We start from the raw sequence: 17764 nt of genomic DNA on the forward strand, positions 1-17764 counted from the left end.
AGACGTGGTGTTCGAGGGCCGATGATCACGGCCGACGTGCCTGCTGCTTGATCCGCACGGTCAGCTCGGTGACCTGCTTGTAGACCGCACTCTTCTCGGCCATGAGCTTGCGGATCTTGCGGTCGGCGTGCATCACGGTGGTGTGGTCGCGCCCGCCGAACTCCTGACCGATCTTCGGCAACGACATGTCGGTGAGCTCGCGGCACAGGTACATCGCGATCTGCCGGGCCAGCACGAGATTTCGGCTGCGGTTGGTGTTGCAGAGCTCCTCGATCGTGAACTCGGAGTACGAGGCTGTCTGGGCCATGATCATGGCGACCGAGATGTCGGGCTCCTCGCCCTCGGCGATCAGGTCCTTGAGCACGATGTGCGCCAGGCTGAGATCGACCGTGGTGCCCTGCAGGTTGGCGAAGGCGGTGGCACGGATCAGCGCACCCTCGAGCTCCCGGATGTTGGTCTGCACCTTGCTGGCGATGAACTCCAGCACGTCGGCGGGAGCGGTGAGCTTCTCGGTGGCGGCCTTCTTGCGCAGGATCGCGATGCGGGTCTCGAGGTCGGGCGGTTGGACATCGGTGGTCAGACCCCACTCGAAGCGGTTGCGCAGCCGGTCCTCCAGGGTCGTCAGGTTCTTGGGCGGACGGTCCGAGGTCATCACGATCTGCTTGTTCTCGTTGTGCAGCGCGTTGAAGGTGTGGAAGAACTCGGTCTGCGTGGACTCTTTGCCCTCCAAGAACTGGATGTCGTCGACCAGCAGGACGTCGACCTCGCGGTACTTGCGCTTCAGAGCGGCGGTCTGGTTGTTGCGGATCGCGTTGATGACGTCGTTGGTGAACTCCTCGCTGCTGACGTACCGCACGCGTGAGGAGGGGAAGAAGTTCAGGACGTAGTGCCCGATCGCGTGCAGGAGGTGGGTCTTTCCGAGTCCCGACTCACCGTGGATGACCAGCGGGTTGTAGGCGCGACCGGGTGCCTCGGCCACGGCGACCGCGGCTGCGTGGGCGAACCGGTTGGACGCCCCGATGACGAAGTTCTCGAACAGGTAGCGCGGATTGAGTCGCGCCTCGGCCGCTCCCCCGACCCGAGCCGGCCCGAGGCGTGGTGCTCCGGAGTCCCAGCTGGGCGTGAAGGTGTCCTGCGTGTCGTCGTCCTCGAGGTCCTCGGACTCCTCGTCGAAGTCGTCCTCGTCGACCACGGGCTGCTGGTTCTGCTCGACGATCTCCGGCTCGATGGTGACCACCAGGCGTGTCTCGCTGCCCAGGCGCTGGCTGAGCGCGTGCTCGAGCGCCGGTTTGACGCGAGTCTCCAGCTGGGCACGGGTCAGGTCGTCGGGCACGGCCACGAGCAGGATGTTGTGGTGCAGCGTCATCGGGTGGGCGGCGTACACCCAGACCCGAGCTCCTGGGGAGAGCGTGTCGACCGACTCGGCCCAGACCGCCCGCATGCGCTCATCGTCTGCTGCGGCGTCCGTGGATGGTTGGGCCGCATCGGTCATCGAGTTCCTCCGGATCATGTCCACATGGTTTTCCACACAGTGTGCGCGCGGCAAGGGGACGGACCAACGGCTGTGGAAAAAGGCGGTACCGCGTGACGCTAGCAGCGTCGAGCGAGCGCCACAACCGCATTCTGAGAAGTTGTCGTCTTGGTGCGGCGTGTCTACGACGATCATCGGTCCGGTTCGCAGTATTGGGTCGGTTTGACCGCAATCACGGGCCCCCGTACCGTTGCAGTCTCGTCTTCGGACGACCTATGTTGTGCGCCCACGACTGGTGGGTGTCATCTGAGTGTCTTCCCCCGCGGACCACCTTGGTCCGTCGCAGCCTGTGAGGAATCATCGTGAGCAAGCGCACCTATCAGCCGAACAACCGTCGTCGCGCCAAGAAGCACGGCTTCCGCCTGCGCATGCGCACGCGCGCCGGCCGCGCGATCCTGGGCGACCGCCGCCGCAAGGGCCGCGCCAAGCTCTCTGCCTGACGGTGCTGGACCCGATCGTGCTGGGACCCGAGCACCGGATGCGCGACAGCGCACAGTTTCGACACACGGTGCGTCGAGGTCGTCGCGCTGCGCAGCCCACGCTCGTCACCCACGTGGTCGCGGGCGGTGGTGAGCGCACGTCGGTCGGGTTCGTGGTCAGCAAGGCGGTCGGATCGGCCGTGGACCGCAACCGGGTCAAGCGCAGGCTGCGTCATCTGATGCGAGCCCGCCTGGACTCGGTGCCGGTGGGTTCGCAGATCGTGGTGCGGGCACTCCCCCCCGCCAGCCGGGCGAGCAGCGAGGCGTTGGCCGAGCAGCTCGACCGGGCGCTCGTGCGTTCTGGTTCTGGCGCGTGAAGTACGTCCTCGTGGCACTGTTGCGGTTGTACCGCTTTGCCATCAGTCCTCTGTACGGCGATGTGTGCCGCTACTACCCCACCTGCTCGGCGTACGCGTTGGAGTCGGTGCAGGTGCACGGCGCCGTTCGGGGCTCGTGGTTGTCGGTGCGCCGCCTGGCTCGATGCCATCCATGGGCCGCTGGCGGCTTCGACTATGTTCCACCCCGTAAGCACTCCCGTCATGCTGGAGCCCAAGAAGCACCCCAGCGTGAGTTCCAGTACGAATCGTCCACCCAAGGAGAACAGTCGTGGGTTTCCTAGGCGACATCGGCTCGGCCATCATGACGCCGCTGTACTACGCGGTGTCGGGCATCCTGCTGGTCTGGCACGAGCTCTTCTCGCAGGTGCTCCCCGAGACCTCGGGCTACACCTGGGTGCTGTCGATCATCGGCCTGACCGTCACCATCCGCACCCTGCTGATCCCGCTGTTCGTCAAGCAGATCAAGTCCAGCCGCAACATGCAGCTGTTGCAGCCGCAGATCAAGGCGCTGCAGCAGAAGTACAAGCACGACCGGCAGAAGCTGCAGCAGGAGCAGATGAAGCTGTTCCAGGACACCGGCACCAATCCTCTGGCCTCGTGCCTGCCGCTGATCCTGCAGATGCCGGTCTTCTTCGCGTTGTTCCGCGTGATCGACCGGGCCGCCCAGCTGGGTGACGACGGTGGCGGCCGGGGCTTCATGACGGACCAGGACGCCGAACAACTACAGGGCGCCACACTGCTGGGTGCGCGCATCGCCGACACGTTCATCAACACCGACCTGATCGGCACTCGCGTGCTGACCATGACGCTCGTGGTGATCATGGTGGCGACGCAGTTCATCACGCAGCGCCAGCTGATGGCCAAGAACATGCCGGCCGATGCACTCAGTGGCCCGTACGCGCAGCAGCAGAAGATGCTCCTGTACATCCTGCCGTTCGTGTTCGCCATCAGCGGCGTGATCTTCCCGCTGGGCGTGCTGTTCTACTGGGTCACCTCGAACATCTGGACCATGGGTCAGCAGTTCTACGTGATCCGCAACAACCCCGGTCCGGGCACCCCGGCGTTCAAGGCCAAGCAGGAGCGTGACGCCAAGAAGGGGCGGACCGTGACCGAGGATCCCCTCGAGAGCGCGAAGCAGGCGGAGATCGAGGCCAAGCCGAAGCCGACCCGCAACCAACCCAAGAACAAGGCGCGCAATCAGCGCAAGAAGGGCGGCAAGCCATGAGCGCAGACGGATCCAAGCTGGAGAGCGAGGGCGACATCGCAGCTGACTTCCTCGAGGAGCTGCTCGACATCGCCGATCTGGACGGAGACATCGACATGGATGTCGAGGGCGATCGGGCTGCGGTCGACATCGTCGGAGGTTCGCTGGGTCACCTGGTGGGCGAGGGTGGCGAGACGCTCGACGCGCTGCAGGAGCTGACCCGCCTGGCCGTGTATCGCCAGACCGGCGAGCGCAGTCGCCTCATGCTCGACATCGGTGGTTTCCGCGCGAAGCGGCGCACCGAGCTGGTCGCGCTGACCCAGACGGCCGTCGAGAAGGTCAAGGGCGGCGAGACCTCGGTGTCGATGGATCCGATGAACCCGTTCGAGCGCAAGGTCGTCCATGACGCGGTGGCCGAGGCGGGACTGGCGAGCGAGTCGGCAGGCGTCGCACCTCATCGATACGTCGTGGTCCTGGCCGGTGCTTCCGCCAGCGAGTCCCCCGTTGAGTCTCCCACCGACGACAGCTGATCGCCCACGCATGAGTGATGACGTTTCACGTGAAACACCCCCGCCGGAAGCGGCGGGGGTGTTCTCGTCTCGCCTGCCGGTGATCGAGGCCTATGTCGATCTGCTCGCGACCGAGGGAGTCACCCGCGGGCTCATTGGTCCGCGTGAGGTGCCCCGGTTGTGGTCGCGCCACGTGATGAACTCGGCGGCTGTGCTCCCTCGGGTGCCCGAGGGTGCGACGGTGGCCGATGTCGGAACGGGGGCCGGCCTGCCCGGACTGGTGTGGGCGATCGCGCGACCAGACCTGTCCGTGACGCTGATCGAGCCGTTGTTGCGTCGCACGACATTCTTGGACGAGGCGGTCGAGCAGCTGGATCTGGAGAACGTGACGGTGCTGCGGTCCCGCGCTGAGGATGCGAGTGGCAGCTTCGACGTCGTCACCTCCCGCGCCGTGGCGAATCTCGACAAGCTCGCCCGGTGGTGCATGCCCCTGGTGCGCAAGCCGGGTGGTGTGATGCTCGCGCTGAAGGGTCAGTCGGCGGCGGAGGAGGTCCAGACGGCGACGGCGACACTCCACCGGTTCGGCGCGAGCACTATCGTGGTGACGACCTACCCCAACGGCGACGAGATCCCGACCACCGTCGTTGAAGTCACCACATGACGTATGTTCCACGTGAAACAACTGAAAGGGGTCCGGTGACTCACCCGCCCGTCTCATCAGCTCAGGCATCCACTCAACCTTCCGAACACCAGACCCCGTTGGCCCACGAGGCCCAGGCGCACGTGGAGCTGGCCCACCGGGTGGCGTCGACGCCGACCTTCGCCCGCCCCGCCGACACACGCGTGTTCGTGGTGGCCAACCAGAAGGGTGGGGTGGGCAAGACCACGACCACGGTCAACATCGCCGCGGCCATGGCGTTGCGTGGGTTGCGCGTGCTGGTGATCGATCTCGACCCCCAGGGCAATGCCTCCACGGCGCTCAACGTCCCGCACCACGAAGGCGCGGTCGGGGTCTACGAGGCCATCGTGGAAGGCACGGACATCGACGAGCTAGTCAGTCCCGCACCCGATCTGCCCGGCCTGACCGTGCTGCCCGCGTCGATCGATCTGGCGGGCGCCGAGATCGAGCTGGTGTCGCTGGTGGCCCGCGAGTCACGCCTCGATCGCGCCCTGCAGTCCTACCTGGCCGACTCCAAGGAGGCTGGCGACCCGATCGACTACGTGTTCATCGACTGCCCTCCGTCCCTGGGACTGCTGACCGTCAACGCGATGGTCGCCGGACGCGAGGTCCTGATTCCGATCCAGTGCGAGTACTACGCCCTGGAAGGCCTGGGGCAGCTGATCCGCAACATCGATCTGGTGAAGTCGCACCTCAACCCGTCGTTGGACGTCTCGACGATCTTGCTGACGATGTACGACGCCCGCACCCGCCTGGCCTCGGGCGTGGTCGATGAGGTGCGCTCCCACTTCGGCACCACGGTGCTGCGCACCACGATCCCCCGCGCGGTCCGCATCTCCGAGGCCCCCAGCTATCAGCAGACGGTACTGACGTACGACCCCTCCTCCAGTGGCGCCTTGTCCTACCTCGAGGCCGCCCGGGAGATCACCGCGAACACAGGAGCCCACTCATGAGCGCCCCCCACTCCCCAGGCAGGATCGGCAAGCCGGGCAAGAGCCGTGGACTGGGCCGCGGCCTCGAGGCTCTGATTCCGGCCAATGCCTCTGCGGCGCGCGAAAGTGGTCTGACGCCGGTCGAGGGTGCGCGCTACGCGGACATTCCCCTGGACCAGATCGTGCCCAACCCGCGGCAGCCGCGGTCGGTCTTCGATCAGGACGACATGGCCGAGCTGGTGCACTCGATCCGCGAGATCGGGCTGCTGCAGCCGATCGTCGTGCGTGAGGTCGGCCCGGAGCGGTTCGAGCTCATCATGGGTGAGCGCCGCTGGCGCGCGCACGGAGAGGCCGGCCTGCCCACGATCGGTGCGATCGTGCGCGATACCGATGACGCGGACCTGCTGCGCGACGCGTTGCTGGAGAACCTGCACCGCTCCGAGCTCAATCCGCTCGAGGAGGCGTCGGCCTATCAGCAGCTGCTCGAGGACTTCGGGTGCACCCACGACGAGCTCGCCGAGCGCATCGGCCGCTCGCGTCCCCAGATCAGCAACACGCTGCGCCTCCTGCGCCTCACCCCCACGGTGCAGCGGCGCGTCGCGGCCGGCGTGCTGTCGGCGGGCCATGCTCGCGCCCTGGTGAGCGTGGCCAACCCCGAGATCCAGGACCGGCTCGCCAGCAGGGTCGTGGCCGAGGGCCTGTCGGTGCGCGCCCTGGAGGAGATCGTGTCGGTCGGTCCCGACGACTCCGGTCCCAAGAAGCCGGTGCGCCGGGGACCCACGGTGTCGGCACCCCGCCTCGCCGAGATCGCCGATCGACTCTCCGATCGCTACGACACTCGGGTCAAGATCGATCTGGGTCGAGCCAAGGGCAAGGTGGTCATCGAGTTCGCCACCGTCGAGGATCTCGAGCGCATCGTCACGATGATGGGGCGCGATGCGCCACGTGATGAGCAATAGATTCATTTCTAAATAGAGAAAGCCCCTTGTCGATAAAACGACAAGGGGCTTTCTCTATGAATCAGGCGAATTCGGACAACTCGCCCAGAATCGCAGACTTCGGACGAACTCCGGTGAGGGAGCGCACGAGCTCACCCTTGTGGTACAGGTTCATGGTCGGCAGACCGATCACCTTGTACTGGGCGGGGGTGACGGGATTGGCGTCGGCGTCCATCTTCACGATGGTGAGCGCGTCGCCCTTCTCCGCGGCGATCTCCTCGAGGATCGGGGCGAGCTGGCGGCACGGGCCGCACCAGCTGGCCCAGAAGTCGACGAGCACGGGGCCCTCGGCGTCGAGGACCTTGCTCTGGAAGTCTGCGTCGGTGACGGCGGTGATCTCTGGCATGGGGTTCTCCTGGTGGTTGGTGGGCTGAAGAAGGAAGTCAGTCGACGAGCGCCGCGTCGGGCGACGGGAGACCGGCCTGGTCACGATCGGCCAGGAAGCGCTCGGCGTCCAGCGAGGCCGCGCAGCCGGTGCCGGCTGCCGTGATGGCCTGGCGGTACGTGTGGTCGACCAGGTCGCCGGCAGCGAAGACACCGGGCAGGTTGGTGCCGGTGGAGCCCTCGGAGACCAGGACGTAGCCCTCGTCGTCGAGGTCGACCTGACCGGTGAGCAGCTCGGAGCGTGGATCGTGGCCGATCGCGATGAACAGGCCGGTGGCGTCCAGGCGCCGGGTCTCGCCGGTGACGGTGTCGCGCAGGGTGAGTGCCTCGAGCTTCTGGTCACCGTGGATCTCGGCGACCTCGCTGTTCCAGGCGAACTCGATCTTGTCGTTCTTGATCGCCCGATCGACCATGATCTTGGAGGCACGCAGCTCGTCGCGCCGGTGCACCAAGGTCACCTTGCTGGCGAAACGTGTCAGGAAGGTGGCCTCCTCGACGGCGCTGTCGCCGCCGCCGACCACGACGATGTTCTGCTCGCGGAAGAAGAAGCCGTCGCAGGTCGCACACCAGCTGACGCCGCGGCCGGACAGACGATCCTCGCCCTCGATGTCGAGCTTGCGGTAACCCGAGCCCATGGCCAGCACCACGGCGTGCGCCTGGTACGTGCTGCCGTCGGCCAGGGTGACGGTCTTGATCTCACCGGTCAGGTCGACCGAGGTGACGTCATCGGCCACCAGGTCGGCGCCGAAGCGCTCGGCCTGGGCGCGGAAGTTGTCCATCAGCTCAGGACCCATGATTCCCTCGGGGAATCCGGGAAAGTTCTCCACATCAGTGGTGTTCATCAGCGCGCCGCCGGCGGTGACGGAGCCTTCGAAGACCAACGGCTCGAGGTTGGCTCGGGCGGCATAGACGGCGGCGGTGTAGCCCGACGGGCCGGATCCGATGATGATGAGGTTGCGGATGTCACCCATGGGGCGAACTCCTGTTCCTAGGGACGAGTAGTGCGACTATCTGGTCCAACGCAGTCTAGAGGCGCATGATTCCCCGCCGATCGCCTCGTCACGAACGCCCTCGCATCGAGATCTCACGGATCACACCGCGGAACTCTCCGGGCGTGACCTCGGGCAGGCGGGTGAGCCACACGACGACGTACCGACTGACGATGCCGCGCGGCAACGAGATGGTGGCGTCCTCCCCGGCCCGCTCGACGCGGGCGACCCGTTCGAGGCCGTCCAGGCCCTGTGGCGCCTCGACCGCATCGTCTGCAGCGGTGTAGATCTCCAGGTCGGTGGGCTCGCCCCCCAGCAGCACGCGCAGCGACGAGACCTCCCGTGGGCCGCCCAGGTCGACCACGAGGCCGACCCCGTCCTTGAGTCCGCCGAGCTCTGCCTGCCCGAAGTACATCGACGTGCGCCATCCCGTGGTCGGATCGCCGTCGAGGGCCAGGGGCGTCTCGTCGCGATTCTCCTCGCCATCGGTGCCCTGCGGGTCGAAGTCGAAGGCGTCCTGCAACGGCAGGACCCGCACGGGCGAGGAGTCGTCGATGCGATCGGCGGGGGACTGTGTGGACCGATCGGCCAGGAAGCCCAGCACGCCCAGGATCGCCAGCGTGCCGAGGACGCCGATCAGGATCAGGGCCCGATCACCCTTGGTGGCCCGGCGACCTCGGGCCGCCGCACGCTCGAGCGTGCTGGGTGGCGCCGGTTCGTGGGCTCTGGGGCGCCGCCGGGGAGGTTCGAGTCCCGGTGGCGGTCCGGCAGGCACGATCACCGGGTCGAGACGCAGCAGGTCGGGTGAGGAGAAGCCGACCAGGCTGGGATGCTCGTCGACCAGGTCCTCGTCCTCGCCGGTCAGTCGCAGCACGCGGGCGATGCCTGCTGCCGTGGTCAGAGGGGATTCGTGATGCCGAGGCGGGTCGCCGAGGATGCGGTCGCAGACCCGGTCGATCTCGCGGGAGACACCGGCGCGCACCTGGCGGGGGCGCAGGAGGCGGCCGTGCTCGGTGGGCGCCGGGCGCAGACCATCGACCGGTCCCCCGGGCCAGTGGCCGGTCAGCGAGGCGTACAGCAGGCGACCGATGCCCTCGACGTCCTCGCGCTCGTACTCGGCTCGGTCGGTGTCGGCCTCGTCGAGCGGCGACAGGGCGGTGGCGACGCCTAGACCCACTACGCGCACCGCGCCGGACTGCTTGAGCAGCACCTGGTGGGGACTCAACCGCCGGTGGTAGACGCCGAACTCGTGAGCGTGGGCGATGGCCTCGGCGACATCGGCGACGACCGTGGCGGCACGGCGCGTCGGCAGAGGTGACTGCAGCAGCACCTGGTCGAGGGGGAAGGCGCGCGCCCACTCGCGGACCACCAGGTGGTGAGCCTGCTCGTCCTCGATCAGGTCCAGCACGCGCAGGAAGCGCGGATCGGTGACGGCGGTGGACTCACGCGCCGCGTCCAGGAAGTGCGCGGCCCGCTCGTCATCACTGGGCAACAGCTCGAGACCGACGTTGCGGTTCAGGATCTGGTCGTGGGCCCGCCACTTGGTGGATCCGAGCTTCTCCGAGACGAGGTCCTGCAGCTCGTAGCGTCCGGACAGGACATCGCCGGAGGCCAGCGCCCGGCGCTCACTCATCGGTCCTCCTTCGCAGCGTTGTCGTCATCGTAGGACGACAGGGGTCAACGCCGGCGCAGGGTCGACACGAGGTAGCCGAGCTGTTCCATGCGCAGCAGCCTGGCGGTCACCAGATAGGCCGCAGCGCCGGGGATTCCAGCGGCCAGGGCGATCACGATCGAGGGGCCGGGTGTCCCCGCCTCGAGGCCGACTCGGTCCAGTCCGAGCACGATCGCGATCATGACGATCGCGGCTACGGCGCACGAGGCGACCAGCCGCGCGACGAAGGTGAGCATCTCGCGATCGACCAGCGACCCGATCCGCCGAGAGAGCAGAGTGACCGACAAGATCGCCCCGACCACGTAGGCGAGCCCGTAGGACAAGGCGAGCATCGCGGCGATCCAGGCCGGCTCGGCGGACTGGGTCAGCACGAGCGCGAACGTGATGTTGCTGAGGGCCACGACGACCTGGATGAAGAACGGGGTGCGCGTGTCCTCGTCGGCGTAGAAGCCGCGCAGCATCATGTAGTGGATCGTGAAGGCGATCATCGCGAGGCTGAAGGCGGCGACCGTTCGACCGACGACCTCGTGGTTCTCGCTGAGGGCGCCGATCGAGATGGCGCCGGCTGCAGGGATGCCGAGCACACCGACGGCCACGGCCAGCGGGGCCACGATGGCCAGCACCATCCGCAGGGTGCGGGCGAGCTCGACGCGGACCCGCTCGTACTCGCCTGCGGCGGCGTGGGCCGACATCATCGGGATGATGGCCGTGGCCAGCGAGACGGTGATGACGCCGTGCGGCACCTGGCTGACCAGGAAACCGATCTCGTACACGGCGGAGCCGCCGGCGGCCTCGTTGGTCGCCGCTCCGCTCAGGGTGCCGCCGGTCGCGATGCGGTTGATGGTGATGAAGGCGATCTGGTTCGCCACGATGAAGCCCAGCGTCCAGGCTGCGAGGCGCGCCGTGTGGCCCAGCCCGACGCCGCGCAGGTCGAAGCGCGGTCGGTACCGGAAACCGGCCCGGCGCAGGAACGGCACGAGCAGCAGCGCCTGGATCGCGATGCCGGCCGTCGAGCCGATGCCGAGCAGGAGCGCCTGGGTGTCGGTGAACCCGTCGGTGCCGTTGGAGGAACCGAACGCGATCAGGTAGCCGACGATGATGCCGCAGGCGACCACGTTGTTGACCACTGGCGCCCACATCATCGGGCCGAAGCGCTCCCGAGCGTTGAGCACCTGACCGATCAGCACGAAGGCGCCGTAGAAGAACACCTGGGGCATGCACAGGTACATCAGCAGCTCGGCGGACTCGCGCTGGGCAGCGAACTGCGCCGTGAACAGGTCGGCCTTGAACACCAGTCGCAGCACCAGGGGGACCGCGAGCACCAGCAGTGCCGTGGCGATCGCGAGCACCATCAGTCCGAGCGTGATGACGCGGTTGGCGTAGGCGTCACCGCCGTCCTCGTCGCCGCGCATCGCCCGCACGAGCTGGGGCACCAGCACCACGTTGAAGATGCCGCCGGCCACGAGGATGTACATGGTGTTGGGGATGGTGTTGGCGTTGTTGAACAGGTCGGCGTCCAGCGCCGTGCCGATGGTCCAGGCCAGCAGCGCCAGTCGGACGAATCCGCTCAGTCGCGAGGCGATGGTGCCGAGCGCCATCCAGACACTCGCCCGGGCCAGGCGGCGACCACGGGCGTCGTCCGCCTCGGGTGACTTGTCGATATGCCCACTTGCCGATTTGTCGACATGTGTACCCGAGGTGTCGGTGGTGACCCGCGGTTCGGCGTCCGGCTCGACGTTGCGGCGGTGAGATGCCGTGGGCTCACTCATCGGCGGCTCCGTCCGGGCTGGAATGGGTGCGGAAGCGCCGTGTCAGTGCGAACAGCACGAACAGTCCGGCGGCCCCCATGGTGGCCCACAGGACGACACCGACGCTGCTGGATCGGACGTTGAACTCGCTGGCCTCGCCGAACGGCTCGCCATCGGGGGTCAGTAGCTGGGCGGTGACGATGGTGGCGTTCTGCTGCGCGAGGTCGACGTCCACGGTCAGGGTCAACCGCTCGCCGGCCGCGATCTCGACCGGGTCCTGGTCGGGAAGGTCCAGCGCGGGGTTGCTGGTCCGCAGCTCGACTCCCACGGACACCGACTCGCGGCTGCCGTTGCTGATGGTCAGGGGGAACGCACCCTGTGAGCTCGACAACGTGACGGAGCCGGGCCCCATGACGGTGATCGCGGCGATGTCGTCGCGGAAGCCCGAGGCGAGCGCCTGGGCGATCTCGACCCCGGTGTCGGCCATGCCGCGCCACCGGACGCCGAGCAGCGAGGCCACGCTGCGGGCCCGTGCCGCATCGACCGAGCGACCGTCGTTGGCTGCAGCCGCGAGGATCTTGCTCTCGTCGAGGGCGCGGTCGATGGCGCCGGTCAGTCGCGGGGGGATGGGCTCGGCATCTGCGACGGGCTCGATCTCGCCGGTGTACACGCCGGTCCTCAGGTCGTCCAACGCGGTGGGCTTGATGAAATCGACTGCCGGAACTGGATCGGTGGCGTTGCGGGGACCGGGATCCCAGCCGGGGTCGACCACGGCGAGGGCGGCGCTGCGCGAGGAGGAGTCGCCGTCGCGGGCCAGGGAGGCCAGCGCGGCCGAGGCCAGCACCCGTTGGCGCAGGGTCACGGCGGTCTCGACGCCGGGCAGGTTGGCGGTGAGGTCCTCGTCGACGAGCAGGTCCTGCGATCCGTTGGGGGTCTGCACGTTCAGGGCGGGGCCGAGGTCGGTCTCCCAGTCGGCCAGATTGTCCGAGTCGAGGAGCACCTGGCGATCGTCTCCGCCGGCGAGCGTGCTCAGGAGGTCGGCGTCCGCAGTGCCCGAGGTCGGCCACGACAGACGATTGGTGGACAACCCGAATCGTCGGATGGCCGAGCTGGTGGCGTCATCGCTGACTTCGAGCAGGCGTTGGCCGCGAACGCCGTCGCGGCTGAGCGCCAGCACGTCGGTCCGGTCGAAGTCCAGGGTGCGTGACGACGGGCCCGCGGCCAGGGCGATCAGATCGTCGCGGAAGAGCGCAGCGCTCTGACGGTCGCCGTCGTCGACGCGCGGGTCGCGTCCCTCGGCCAGGTCGTCGACCGCCATGACGAGTGCCGGATCGACTGCGACGCCTCGTGAGCCGGGAGTCTGCGCCCTGGCCGCATCGAGCAGGTTGCGCAGCTGGCCCGCAGCACTGATCGACTCGATCAGCGTCGAGACGTCGACCAGGGCTCCCTGGGCGTCGCGGGCCACGGGCATCACGAACGGCCAGACGACGGTGGCAGGGGCCTGGGCGTGGTCCGCGGTCATGCGCGGCAGCAGCGTCACGGCGCGAGAGACTGAGTCGGCGCTGCGTTCTCCCTGGTCGTCGGTGGCGAGGATCTGCACGCCCACCGGGTAGACACCGTCGATGGCCGCGATGGGCAGCTCGTCGCCTGGCACGCGCACCCGGAAGGTGCGGGTGTCGCCGGCCGGCAGGTCACCGATCTCGTCGAACTGGCCGATGGCCACCACTCGGGGGCCGGCATAGCCGGGATTGCTGCTGATCGAGCCGCGGAGCCCCTCGACATCGGTCTGCGGTTGGCGCGGAATCACCAGGTAGGCCTGCACGTCGGTCCAGGGAGTCTCTCCGGTGTTCGTCACTTCTCCGGAGAGCGTGACGGTCGAGTTCTCGTCCAGCACGGAGGGGCTGACTCCGGTGATCGTGGTGCGCAGCGATGCGTCGTCGGCGGCCGCGGCCGGCGCGACCCAGGCCGACGACACGGTCGCCATCAGGACGAGAGTTGCGACGACTGCGAGGACGCGGGCGCGGGCGCTCGCTCCTCGTCGCTTCGTCACCAACTCATGTTAGACGCCGGGGCGATGGACTCGGGCATTCACCGCGGGCCGAGCGACGCCGATAGGATATGGCCTCGTGTCCGAGAACTCCTTGACTGCGCAGCAACGGCAGCGCCTCGATGCGCGTCTGGACGCGACCCCGTTCCTGGTCGAGCTGGGCCAGGCCTTCGCGGCGGCGGGCCACGAGCTGGCGGTCGTGGGCGGCCCGGTGCGCGACGCGGTGCTCGACCGACCGGGCAATGACTGGGACTTCACCACATCAGCGCTGCCCGAGATGATCGAGACGATCGTGGCCCCGTTCGCCGACACGACGTGGGACATGGGCCGCGAGTTCGGCACGATCGGGCTTCGGCACGCGGGCCATGAGCTGGAGATCACCACCTATCGCAGTGATGAGTACGACGCCTCCTCGCGCAAGCCGCAGGTGCGTTTCGGTCAGACTCTCGACGCCGATCTGTCGCGGCGCGACTTCGCCGTCAACGCCATGGCGGTCAGGTTGCCGTCGCGCGAGTTCGTGGACCTGTTCGGCGGCCTGGCCGACATCGAGGCCCAGCAGCTCCGCACGCCCATTTCCGCGCAGATCTCCTTCAGCGACGATCCGTTGCGGATGATGCGAGCCGCCCGGTTCTCGGCCCAGCTCGGTTTCGCGGTGGCCGACGACGTGCGCGCCGCGATGACGGAGATGGCCGACCGGCTCGAGATTGTTTCGGCCGAGCGCATGCGCATCGAGCTGGACAAGACGCTGCTGGCCGCCGATCCCGTAGCGGGGCTGCGGCTGCTGGTCGACACGGGGCTGGCCGCCCAGATGCTGCCCGAGCTGCCGGCCCTGATCCTCGAGCGCGACGAGCATCACCGTCACAAGGACGTCTACGAGCACTCGTTGATCGTGCTCGAGCAGGCCATGGCCCTCGAGCACCGCCTGGACGAGTCGCCGGACCTCGTCATCCGGCTCGCTGCCCTCCTGCACGACATCGGCAAGCCCAAGACCCGCAGGTTCGTCGAGGGCGGCACCGTCACGTTCCACCACCACGACGTCGTGGGCGCCAAGCTGGCCCGCAAGCGACTCAAGGCGCTGCGGTACAGCAACGACGTGATCGACCAGGTCGCGATGCTGGTCGAGCTGCACCTGCGATTCCACGGCTACGGCTCCGGGGAGTGGACCGACTCGGCGGTGCGCCGCTACGTCCGTGACGCCGGCGACCAGCTCGAGCGCCTGCACATCCTGACCCGCGCCGACTCCACGACCCGCAACCAGCGCAAGGCCGCCCGCCTGCAGCGCACGTATGACGACCTCGAGGCGCGCATCGCGGTGCTGGCCGACCAGGAAGAGCTCGCCTCGATCCGGCCTGACCTCGACGGCACCCAGATCATGGAGATCCTCGGTATCGGCCCGGGCCGCGAGGTCGGCGAGGCCTACCGCTTCCTGCTCGACCTGCGGATGGACCGTGGGCCGTTGGGTGAGGATCAGGCTGCTGAGGCGTTGAAGGCGTTCTGGTCTGCTCGGTCTTGAATGACGTCAGGGTCGGTTGCGACCCACCACCGGGTTGAGCTCGGAGGCCGCGAGGCCTCCTGGCTCCACCCCGGGCAGGAAGTCGCGCCAGGTGCCGCTGATCAGGGTCGGGGACTCCACGACGCGAGCCCCGTCGGCGAAGTAGGTGGTGGCCAGTGCCCGCCGTGGCTGGGTGGTCCGGTTGGGCCCGGCGGTGTGGAAGCACAGTGCGGAGTGGAAGGAGATGTCGCCGACGGCGAAGGGTCGTGACTCGACGGCCACCTGCCGTTCGACGAATCGCTGGGCGACCGCCTCGTCGTAGGACGTGCCGACCTTGTCGAAGTCCAGGTCGGCGACCTCCTCGAGCACGCGTCGACCGCGCGCGAACGACAAGGGCCCCATCAGGCCGGGGATTGCCGACATCGGGATCCACGCGGTGACGGCCTGCACCGTCTGCAGCGGGAAGTGTTCGGCGTCGTGGTGCCACGGTGTGCGGCCGCATCCGGGCTCCTTGGACAGGGCGTTGTCGTGGTACAGCCGCACGGCGGGCTCCTCGAGCAGCGCGGCGGCGAGCCCGCCGATGCGGGGCGAGAGCGCCACGGCACGCATCAGGTCGTCGTGGAGCCACATCTGCTCCAGGGCGGTGAACCGGCCGGCCACGTCGTCGCCGTGCTCGGCCTTCAGCAGCGCCTCGAGGCGCTCCGCGAGCCGCCGCACGACGGGTGGGGAGAGCACTCCGGGCAGGCGAACGAAGGCCTCGCGGCCGAAGGCCTCGACCATCGACGGTTCGAGGTCGTACGGTTCGGCCAGCTCGTGGACGAGCTCGTCGTCAGTGGCCGGCGTGACGTCGGGCAGGCCGGGCCCCTCGACGAGCTCGGTGGGGGCATCCGCGTTCTTCGCGAGGGTGACGTACCAGTCCCACCAGTCCTGGTCGTCGCCCGCCCAGTCCTGTTCCAGGCCACCACTGCGGTTCTTCTCGGGGAGCCGGTCGTTGGTGCCGATCTGGTTGTTCACAGCCACAGCAGGGACGCCTCGTGCTCGAAGGTGTAGGAGCCGCTCTCGTCCCGGCAGGAGGCGAGGTAGTCGCCCAGCACAGGAGCCTGTTCCATCTGGGTCAGCGACACCGAGTCGTCGAAAGCGCAGCGCTGAAGGAAGCCCTCGATGACGGTCCGGTCATCGCTCCCGGTGCGGTAGGTGATGCGCTGATCGCGCACGTCGGCACCCGCCCGGATCAGGGCATCGCGTACCTGCTCGGCCGAGGTGTACGGCGTGGCGTCTTCCACGCCAGCACGGAAGGCGTCGTAGAAGGCCAGGTAGTGCGACGTCGCCGTGGCCTGGGCGATCAGGCCGAGACCGCCGGGGGCCAGGGCGGCGACGAACCGCTGCGCGGCGACGTCGAGCTCATCGGCGGGCAGGGCGTACAGAGCGTGCGTGGCCCACACGACGTCGTAGCCCGCGTGCTCGTCGGGCAGGTCCTGCAGCGTCATCACCAGATCGTGGCGAGGCACGAAGGGAGGAGCCAGGACACCGCGTGCCTCCTGGACCGAGAAGGCCGACGGGTCAAGCAGGTCGTAGGCGACGTCGGGCACCTCGCTCAGATCGGTGTGGAGGCGCAGGGCCGTGGGGAACTTCCCGCTGCCGCAGGCCACGTCCAGCAGCGACCAGCCCTCGTGGGCTTGGTCGCCGAGCACCTGTGGCCAGTCGGCGGCCAGCGCGAGCTGGCGGTAGTCCTCGGTGGCCAGGGCGTAGAAGGCCTCCATGCCGGTGCGGCCAGCCTCGCTCCAGTGCTGGAGGCTGCGCTCCGCGGTGGATCCTGTGCTCACGCTGCTCCTCGCCGTGCCTCCCGACGGGTGGCAAGCATGTTTGTGTCGTGCGTGTTTGACTCTGGTTGATGCCCAACCTATCCCCGTCCATCTCATCCCAGCAGGCGGTTCTCGACCAGTTGCGCGCTGCTCGCTTCGGTGAGACTCTCCTGCCGGATCTCGCACCGGACGCCTACGCTCGCGGCCACGCTGCCTTCGAGGCGCGCTCGGACCAGCGCTCGCTGATCGGCGACCACCTCGCCGCTCGACTGGCCAACCGCGACACCGGACCGGTCGCGGTGCTCTCCGTGGGCTGCGGCGACGGGTCCCTCGACGCGCCGCTGGCAGCTGCCCTGGTGGACGTGCTGCCGGCTCGACCGATCCGCTACGTCGGCATCGACCCGTTCATCGGGAGCACGACTGCTTTTGCCACCGCGTTGGCCGACCTGGGGCGGCCAGGTCTATCGGCGGAGGTGCACACCACGTCGTTCGCTGATGCTCCTGTGAGCGGCCTGTTCGACGTCCTCACCTTCGTGCACTCGATGTACTACGTGCCCGAGGTCGGCTCGGCGCTGAGGGCTGCTCACGCACTCCTGAAGCCGGGGGGTGAGCTGCTGGTGCTCAGCGCGCCCCGCGGGGCCCTGAATCAGCTCGTCGACGTGCTCGCCCCTCCGGTCGAGGGTCACCAGCAGTGGTTCAGCGAAGAGATCGCGGCCGCGTTCGCCGATGCGGGCCTGCAGACCGAGGAGACAGTCACGCTCGACGCTCTCCTTGACCTGGAAGCCGCGAGCGACGAAGTCCTCGACTTCACGGTCCAGGCCCGACTCACCCCCGCGCTGCGATCTCTCGTGCGTGACTACCTCGACGCGGTTTCGGTCCTTCACCCCACGTCCGGCGTCCCGCACGTTCCTCACCCGGTGGACGTCTACCGGGTGCGGAGGGCTGTCTGAGTGTGGTCGA

General features: G+C 68.2%; 18 protein-coding genes. 10 read left to right on the top strand and 8 right to left on the bottom strand.

The window, feature by feature from the left end; translation table 11 throughout:
• Positions 1-25 precede the first annotated feature (25 nt).
• A complete protein-coding gene (gene dnaA, locus ACHAA3_RS07145) occupies positions 26-1510 on the bottom strand; it encodes a chromosomal replication initiator protein DnaA (protein ID WP_435708282.1) in 1485 nt (494 codons plus the stop codon).
• 323 nt (positions 1511-1833) lie between these two features.
• Between dnaA and rpmH the strand changes: the two genes are divergently transcribed.
• The 8 genes from rpmH to ACHAA3_RS07185 all read left to right on the top strand — a co-directional run bounded on the left by rpmH (position 1834) and on the right by ACHAA3_RS07185 (position 6631).
• A complete protein-coding gene (rpmH, locus tag ACHAA3_RS07150; protein WP_435708283.1) occupies positions 1834-1971 on the top strand; it encodes a 50S ribosomal protein L34 in 138 nt (45 codons plus the stop codon).
• 17 nt (positions 1972-1988) lie between these two features.
• On the top strand, positions 1989-2327 hold the full coding sequence (gene rnpA, locus ACHAA3_RS07155) for a ribonuclease P protein component (RefSeq protein WP_435708633.1): 339 nt from the start codon (positions 1989-1991) through the stop codon (positions 2325-2327).
• Between the two features lie 11 nt (positions 2328-2338).
• The gene (gene yidD / locus ACHAA3_RS07160; protein WP_435708634.1) at positions 2339-2629 is read left to right on the top strand and encodes a membrane protein insertion efficiency factor YidD; all 291 of its coding nucleotides are present in this window, start codon (positions 2339-2341) and stop codon (positions 2627-2629) included.
• Positions 2617-3573 (top strand): membrane protein insertase YidC, encoded by a 957-nt coding sequence (gene yidC, locus ACHAA3_RS07165; RefSeq protein ID WP_435708284.1) that lies wholly within the window; start codon positions 2617-2619, stop codon positions 3571-3573. Before yidD ends, yidC begins: the two co-directional genes overlap by 13 nt.
• Positions 3570-4082, top strand: coding sequence for a protein jag (locus ACHAA3_RS07170; RefSeq protein ID WP_435708285.1), 513 nt, complete (start codon positions 3570-3572; stop codon positions 4080-4082). The genes yidC and ACHAA3_RS07170 overlap by 4 nt, the downstream gene beginning before the upstream one ends.
• A 58-nt stretch (positions 4083-4140) precedes the next feature.
• Complete coding sequence (rsmG, locus tag ACHAA3_RS07175) at positions 4141-4722, top strand: 16S rRNA (guanine(527)-N(7))-methyltransferase RsmG (protein WP_435708286.1); 582 nt, start codon at positions 4141-4143, stop codon at positions 4720-4722.
• A gap of 98 nt (positions 4723-4820) precedes the next feature.
• Positions 4821-5693: a ParA family protein gene (locus ACHAA3_RS07180; RefSeq protein ID WP_435708287.1), complete on the top strand. Its 873-nt coding sequence runs from the start codon at positions 4821-4823 to the stop codon at positions 5691-5693.
• A complete protein-coding gene (locus ACHAA3_RS07185) occupies positions 5690-6631 on the top strand; it encodes a ParB/RepB/Spo0J family partition protein (protein WP_435708288.1) in 942 nt (313 codons plus the stop codon). Before ACHAA3_RS07180 ends, ACHAA3_RS07185 begins: the two co-directional genes overlap by 4 nt.
• 61 nt (positions 6632-6692) lie before the next feature.
• On the opposite strand, the gene trxA is transcribed toward ACHAA3_RS07185, so the two are convergent.
• The 5 genes from trxA to ACHAA3_RS07210 form a co-directional block, all read right to left on the bottom strand.
• Complete coding sequence (gene trxA / locus ACHAA3_RS07190; protein WP_435708289.1) at positions 6693-7016, bottom strand: thioredoxin; 324 nt, start codon at positions 7014-7016, stop codon at positions 6693-6695.
• A gap of 37 nt (positions 7017-7053) precedes the next feature.
• Entirely contained in the window at positions 7054-8025 is a 972-nt protein-coding gene (gene trxB, locus ACHAA3_RS07195; RefSeq protein WP_435708290.1) for a thioredoxin-disulfide reductase, read from the bottom strand.
• Positions 8026-8113: 88 nt separating this feature from the next.
• Positions 8114-9676, bottom strand: a complete 1563-nt coding sequence (locus ACHAA3_RS07200; RefSeq protein WP_435708291.1) for a protein kinase — start codon at positions 9674-9676, stop codon at positions 8114-8116.
• 44 nt (positions 9677-9720) lie between these two features.
• Positions 9721-11484 carry a murein biosynthesis integral membrane protein MurJ gene (gene murJ / locus ACHAA3_RS07205; protein ID WP_435708292.1) on the bottom strand — a complete coding sequence of 588 codons (1764 nt, stop codon included), beginning with the start codon at positions 11482-11484 and terminating at the stop codon, positions 9721-9723.
• Entirely contained in the window at positions 11477-13513 is a 2037-nt protein-coding gene (locus ACHAA3_RS07210) for a DUF6049 family protein (protein ID WP_435708293.1), read from the bottom strand. The genes murJ and ACHAA3_RS07210 overlap by 8 nt, the downstream gene beginning before the upstream one ends.
• A gap of 76 nt (positions 13514-13589) precedes the next feature.
• Between ACHAA3_RS07210 and ACHAA3_RS07215 the strand changes: the two genes are divergently transcribed.
• Entirely contained in the window at positions 13590-15023 is a 1434-nt protein-coding gene (locus ACHAA3_RS07215) for a CCA tRNA nucleotidyltransferase (protein ID WP_435708294.1), read from the top strand.
• A 6-nt stretch (positions 15024-15029) separates the two neighbouring features.
• Here the strand turns inward: ACHAA3_RS07215 and ACHAA3_RS07220 are convergent, their stop codons facing one another.
• Both ACHAA3_RS07220 and ACHAA3_RS07225 read right to left on the bottom strand, forming a co-directional pair.
• Positions 15030-16016 (bottom strand): phytanoyl-CoA dioxygenase family protein, encoded by a 987-nt coding sequence (locus tag ACHAA3_RS07220; RefSeq protein WP_435708295.1) that lies wholly within the window; start codon positions 16014-16016, stop codon positions 15030-15032.
• Entirely contained in the window at positions 16013-16825 is an 813-nt protein-coding gene (locus ACHAA3_RS07225) for a class I SAM-dependent methyltransferase (protein ID WP_435708296.1), read from the bottom strand. The genes ACHAA3_RS07220 and ACHAA3_RS07225 overlap by 4 nt, the downstream gene beginning before the upstream one ends.
• Positions 16826-16893: 68 nt before the next feature.
• Here ACHAA3_RS07225 and ACHAA3_RS07230 point away from each other — a divergent pair, with 68 nt between their 5' ends.
• Positions 16894-17754 (top strand): class I SAM-dependent methyltransferase, encoded by an 861-nt coding sequence (locus ACHAA3_RS07230; protein WP_435708297.1) that lies wholly within the window; start codon positions 16894-16896, stop codon positions 17752-17754.
• Positions 17755-17764: the final 10 nt, after the last annotated feature.

The sequence above is a fragment of the Aeromicrobium sp. CF3.5 genome, assembly GCF_051262695.1.
GTDB lineage: Bacteria > Actinomycetota > Actinomycetes > Propionibacteriales > Nocardioidaceae > Aeromicrobium.

What these genes read in the sequence shown, in the direction of transcription:
- dnaA (WP_435708282.1), bottom strand. Translation starts at nt 1,510, where the DNA reads ATGATCCGGAGGAACTCGATGACCGATGCGGCCCAACCATCCACGGAC.
- ACHAA3_RS07170 (WP_435708285.1), top strand. Translation starts at nt 3,570, where the DNA reads ATGAGCGCAGACGGATCCAAGCTGGAGAGCGAGGGCGACATCGCAGCT.
- ACHAA3_RS07185 (WP_435708288.1), top strand. Translation starts at nt 5,690, where the DNA reads ATGAGCGCCCCCCACTCCCCAGGCAGGATCGGCAAGCCGGGCAAGAGC.
- trxA (WP_435708289.1), bottom strand. Translation starts at nt 7,016, where the DNA reads ATGCCAGAGATCACCGCCGTCACCGACGCAGACTTCCAGAGCAAGGTC.
- trxB (WP_435708290.1), bottom strand. Translation starts at nt 8,025, where the DNA reads ATGGGTGACATCCGCAACCTCATCATCATCGGATCCGGCCCGTCGGGC.
- ACHAA3_RS07200 (WP_435708291.1), bottom strand. Translation starts at nt 9,676, where the DNA reads ATGAGTGAGCGCCGGGCGCTGGCCTCCGGCGATGTCCTGTCCGGACGC.
- murJ (WP_435708292.1), bottom strand. Translation starts at nt 11,484, where the DNA reads ATGAGTGAGCCCACGGCATCTCACCGCCGCAACGTCGAGCCGGACGCC.
- ACHAA3_RS07230 (WP_435708297.1), top strand. Translation starts at nt 16,894, where the DNA reads ATGCCCAACCTATCCCCGTCCATCTCATCCCAGCAGGCGGTTCTCGAC.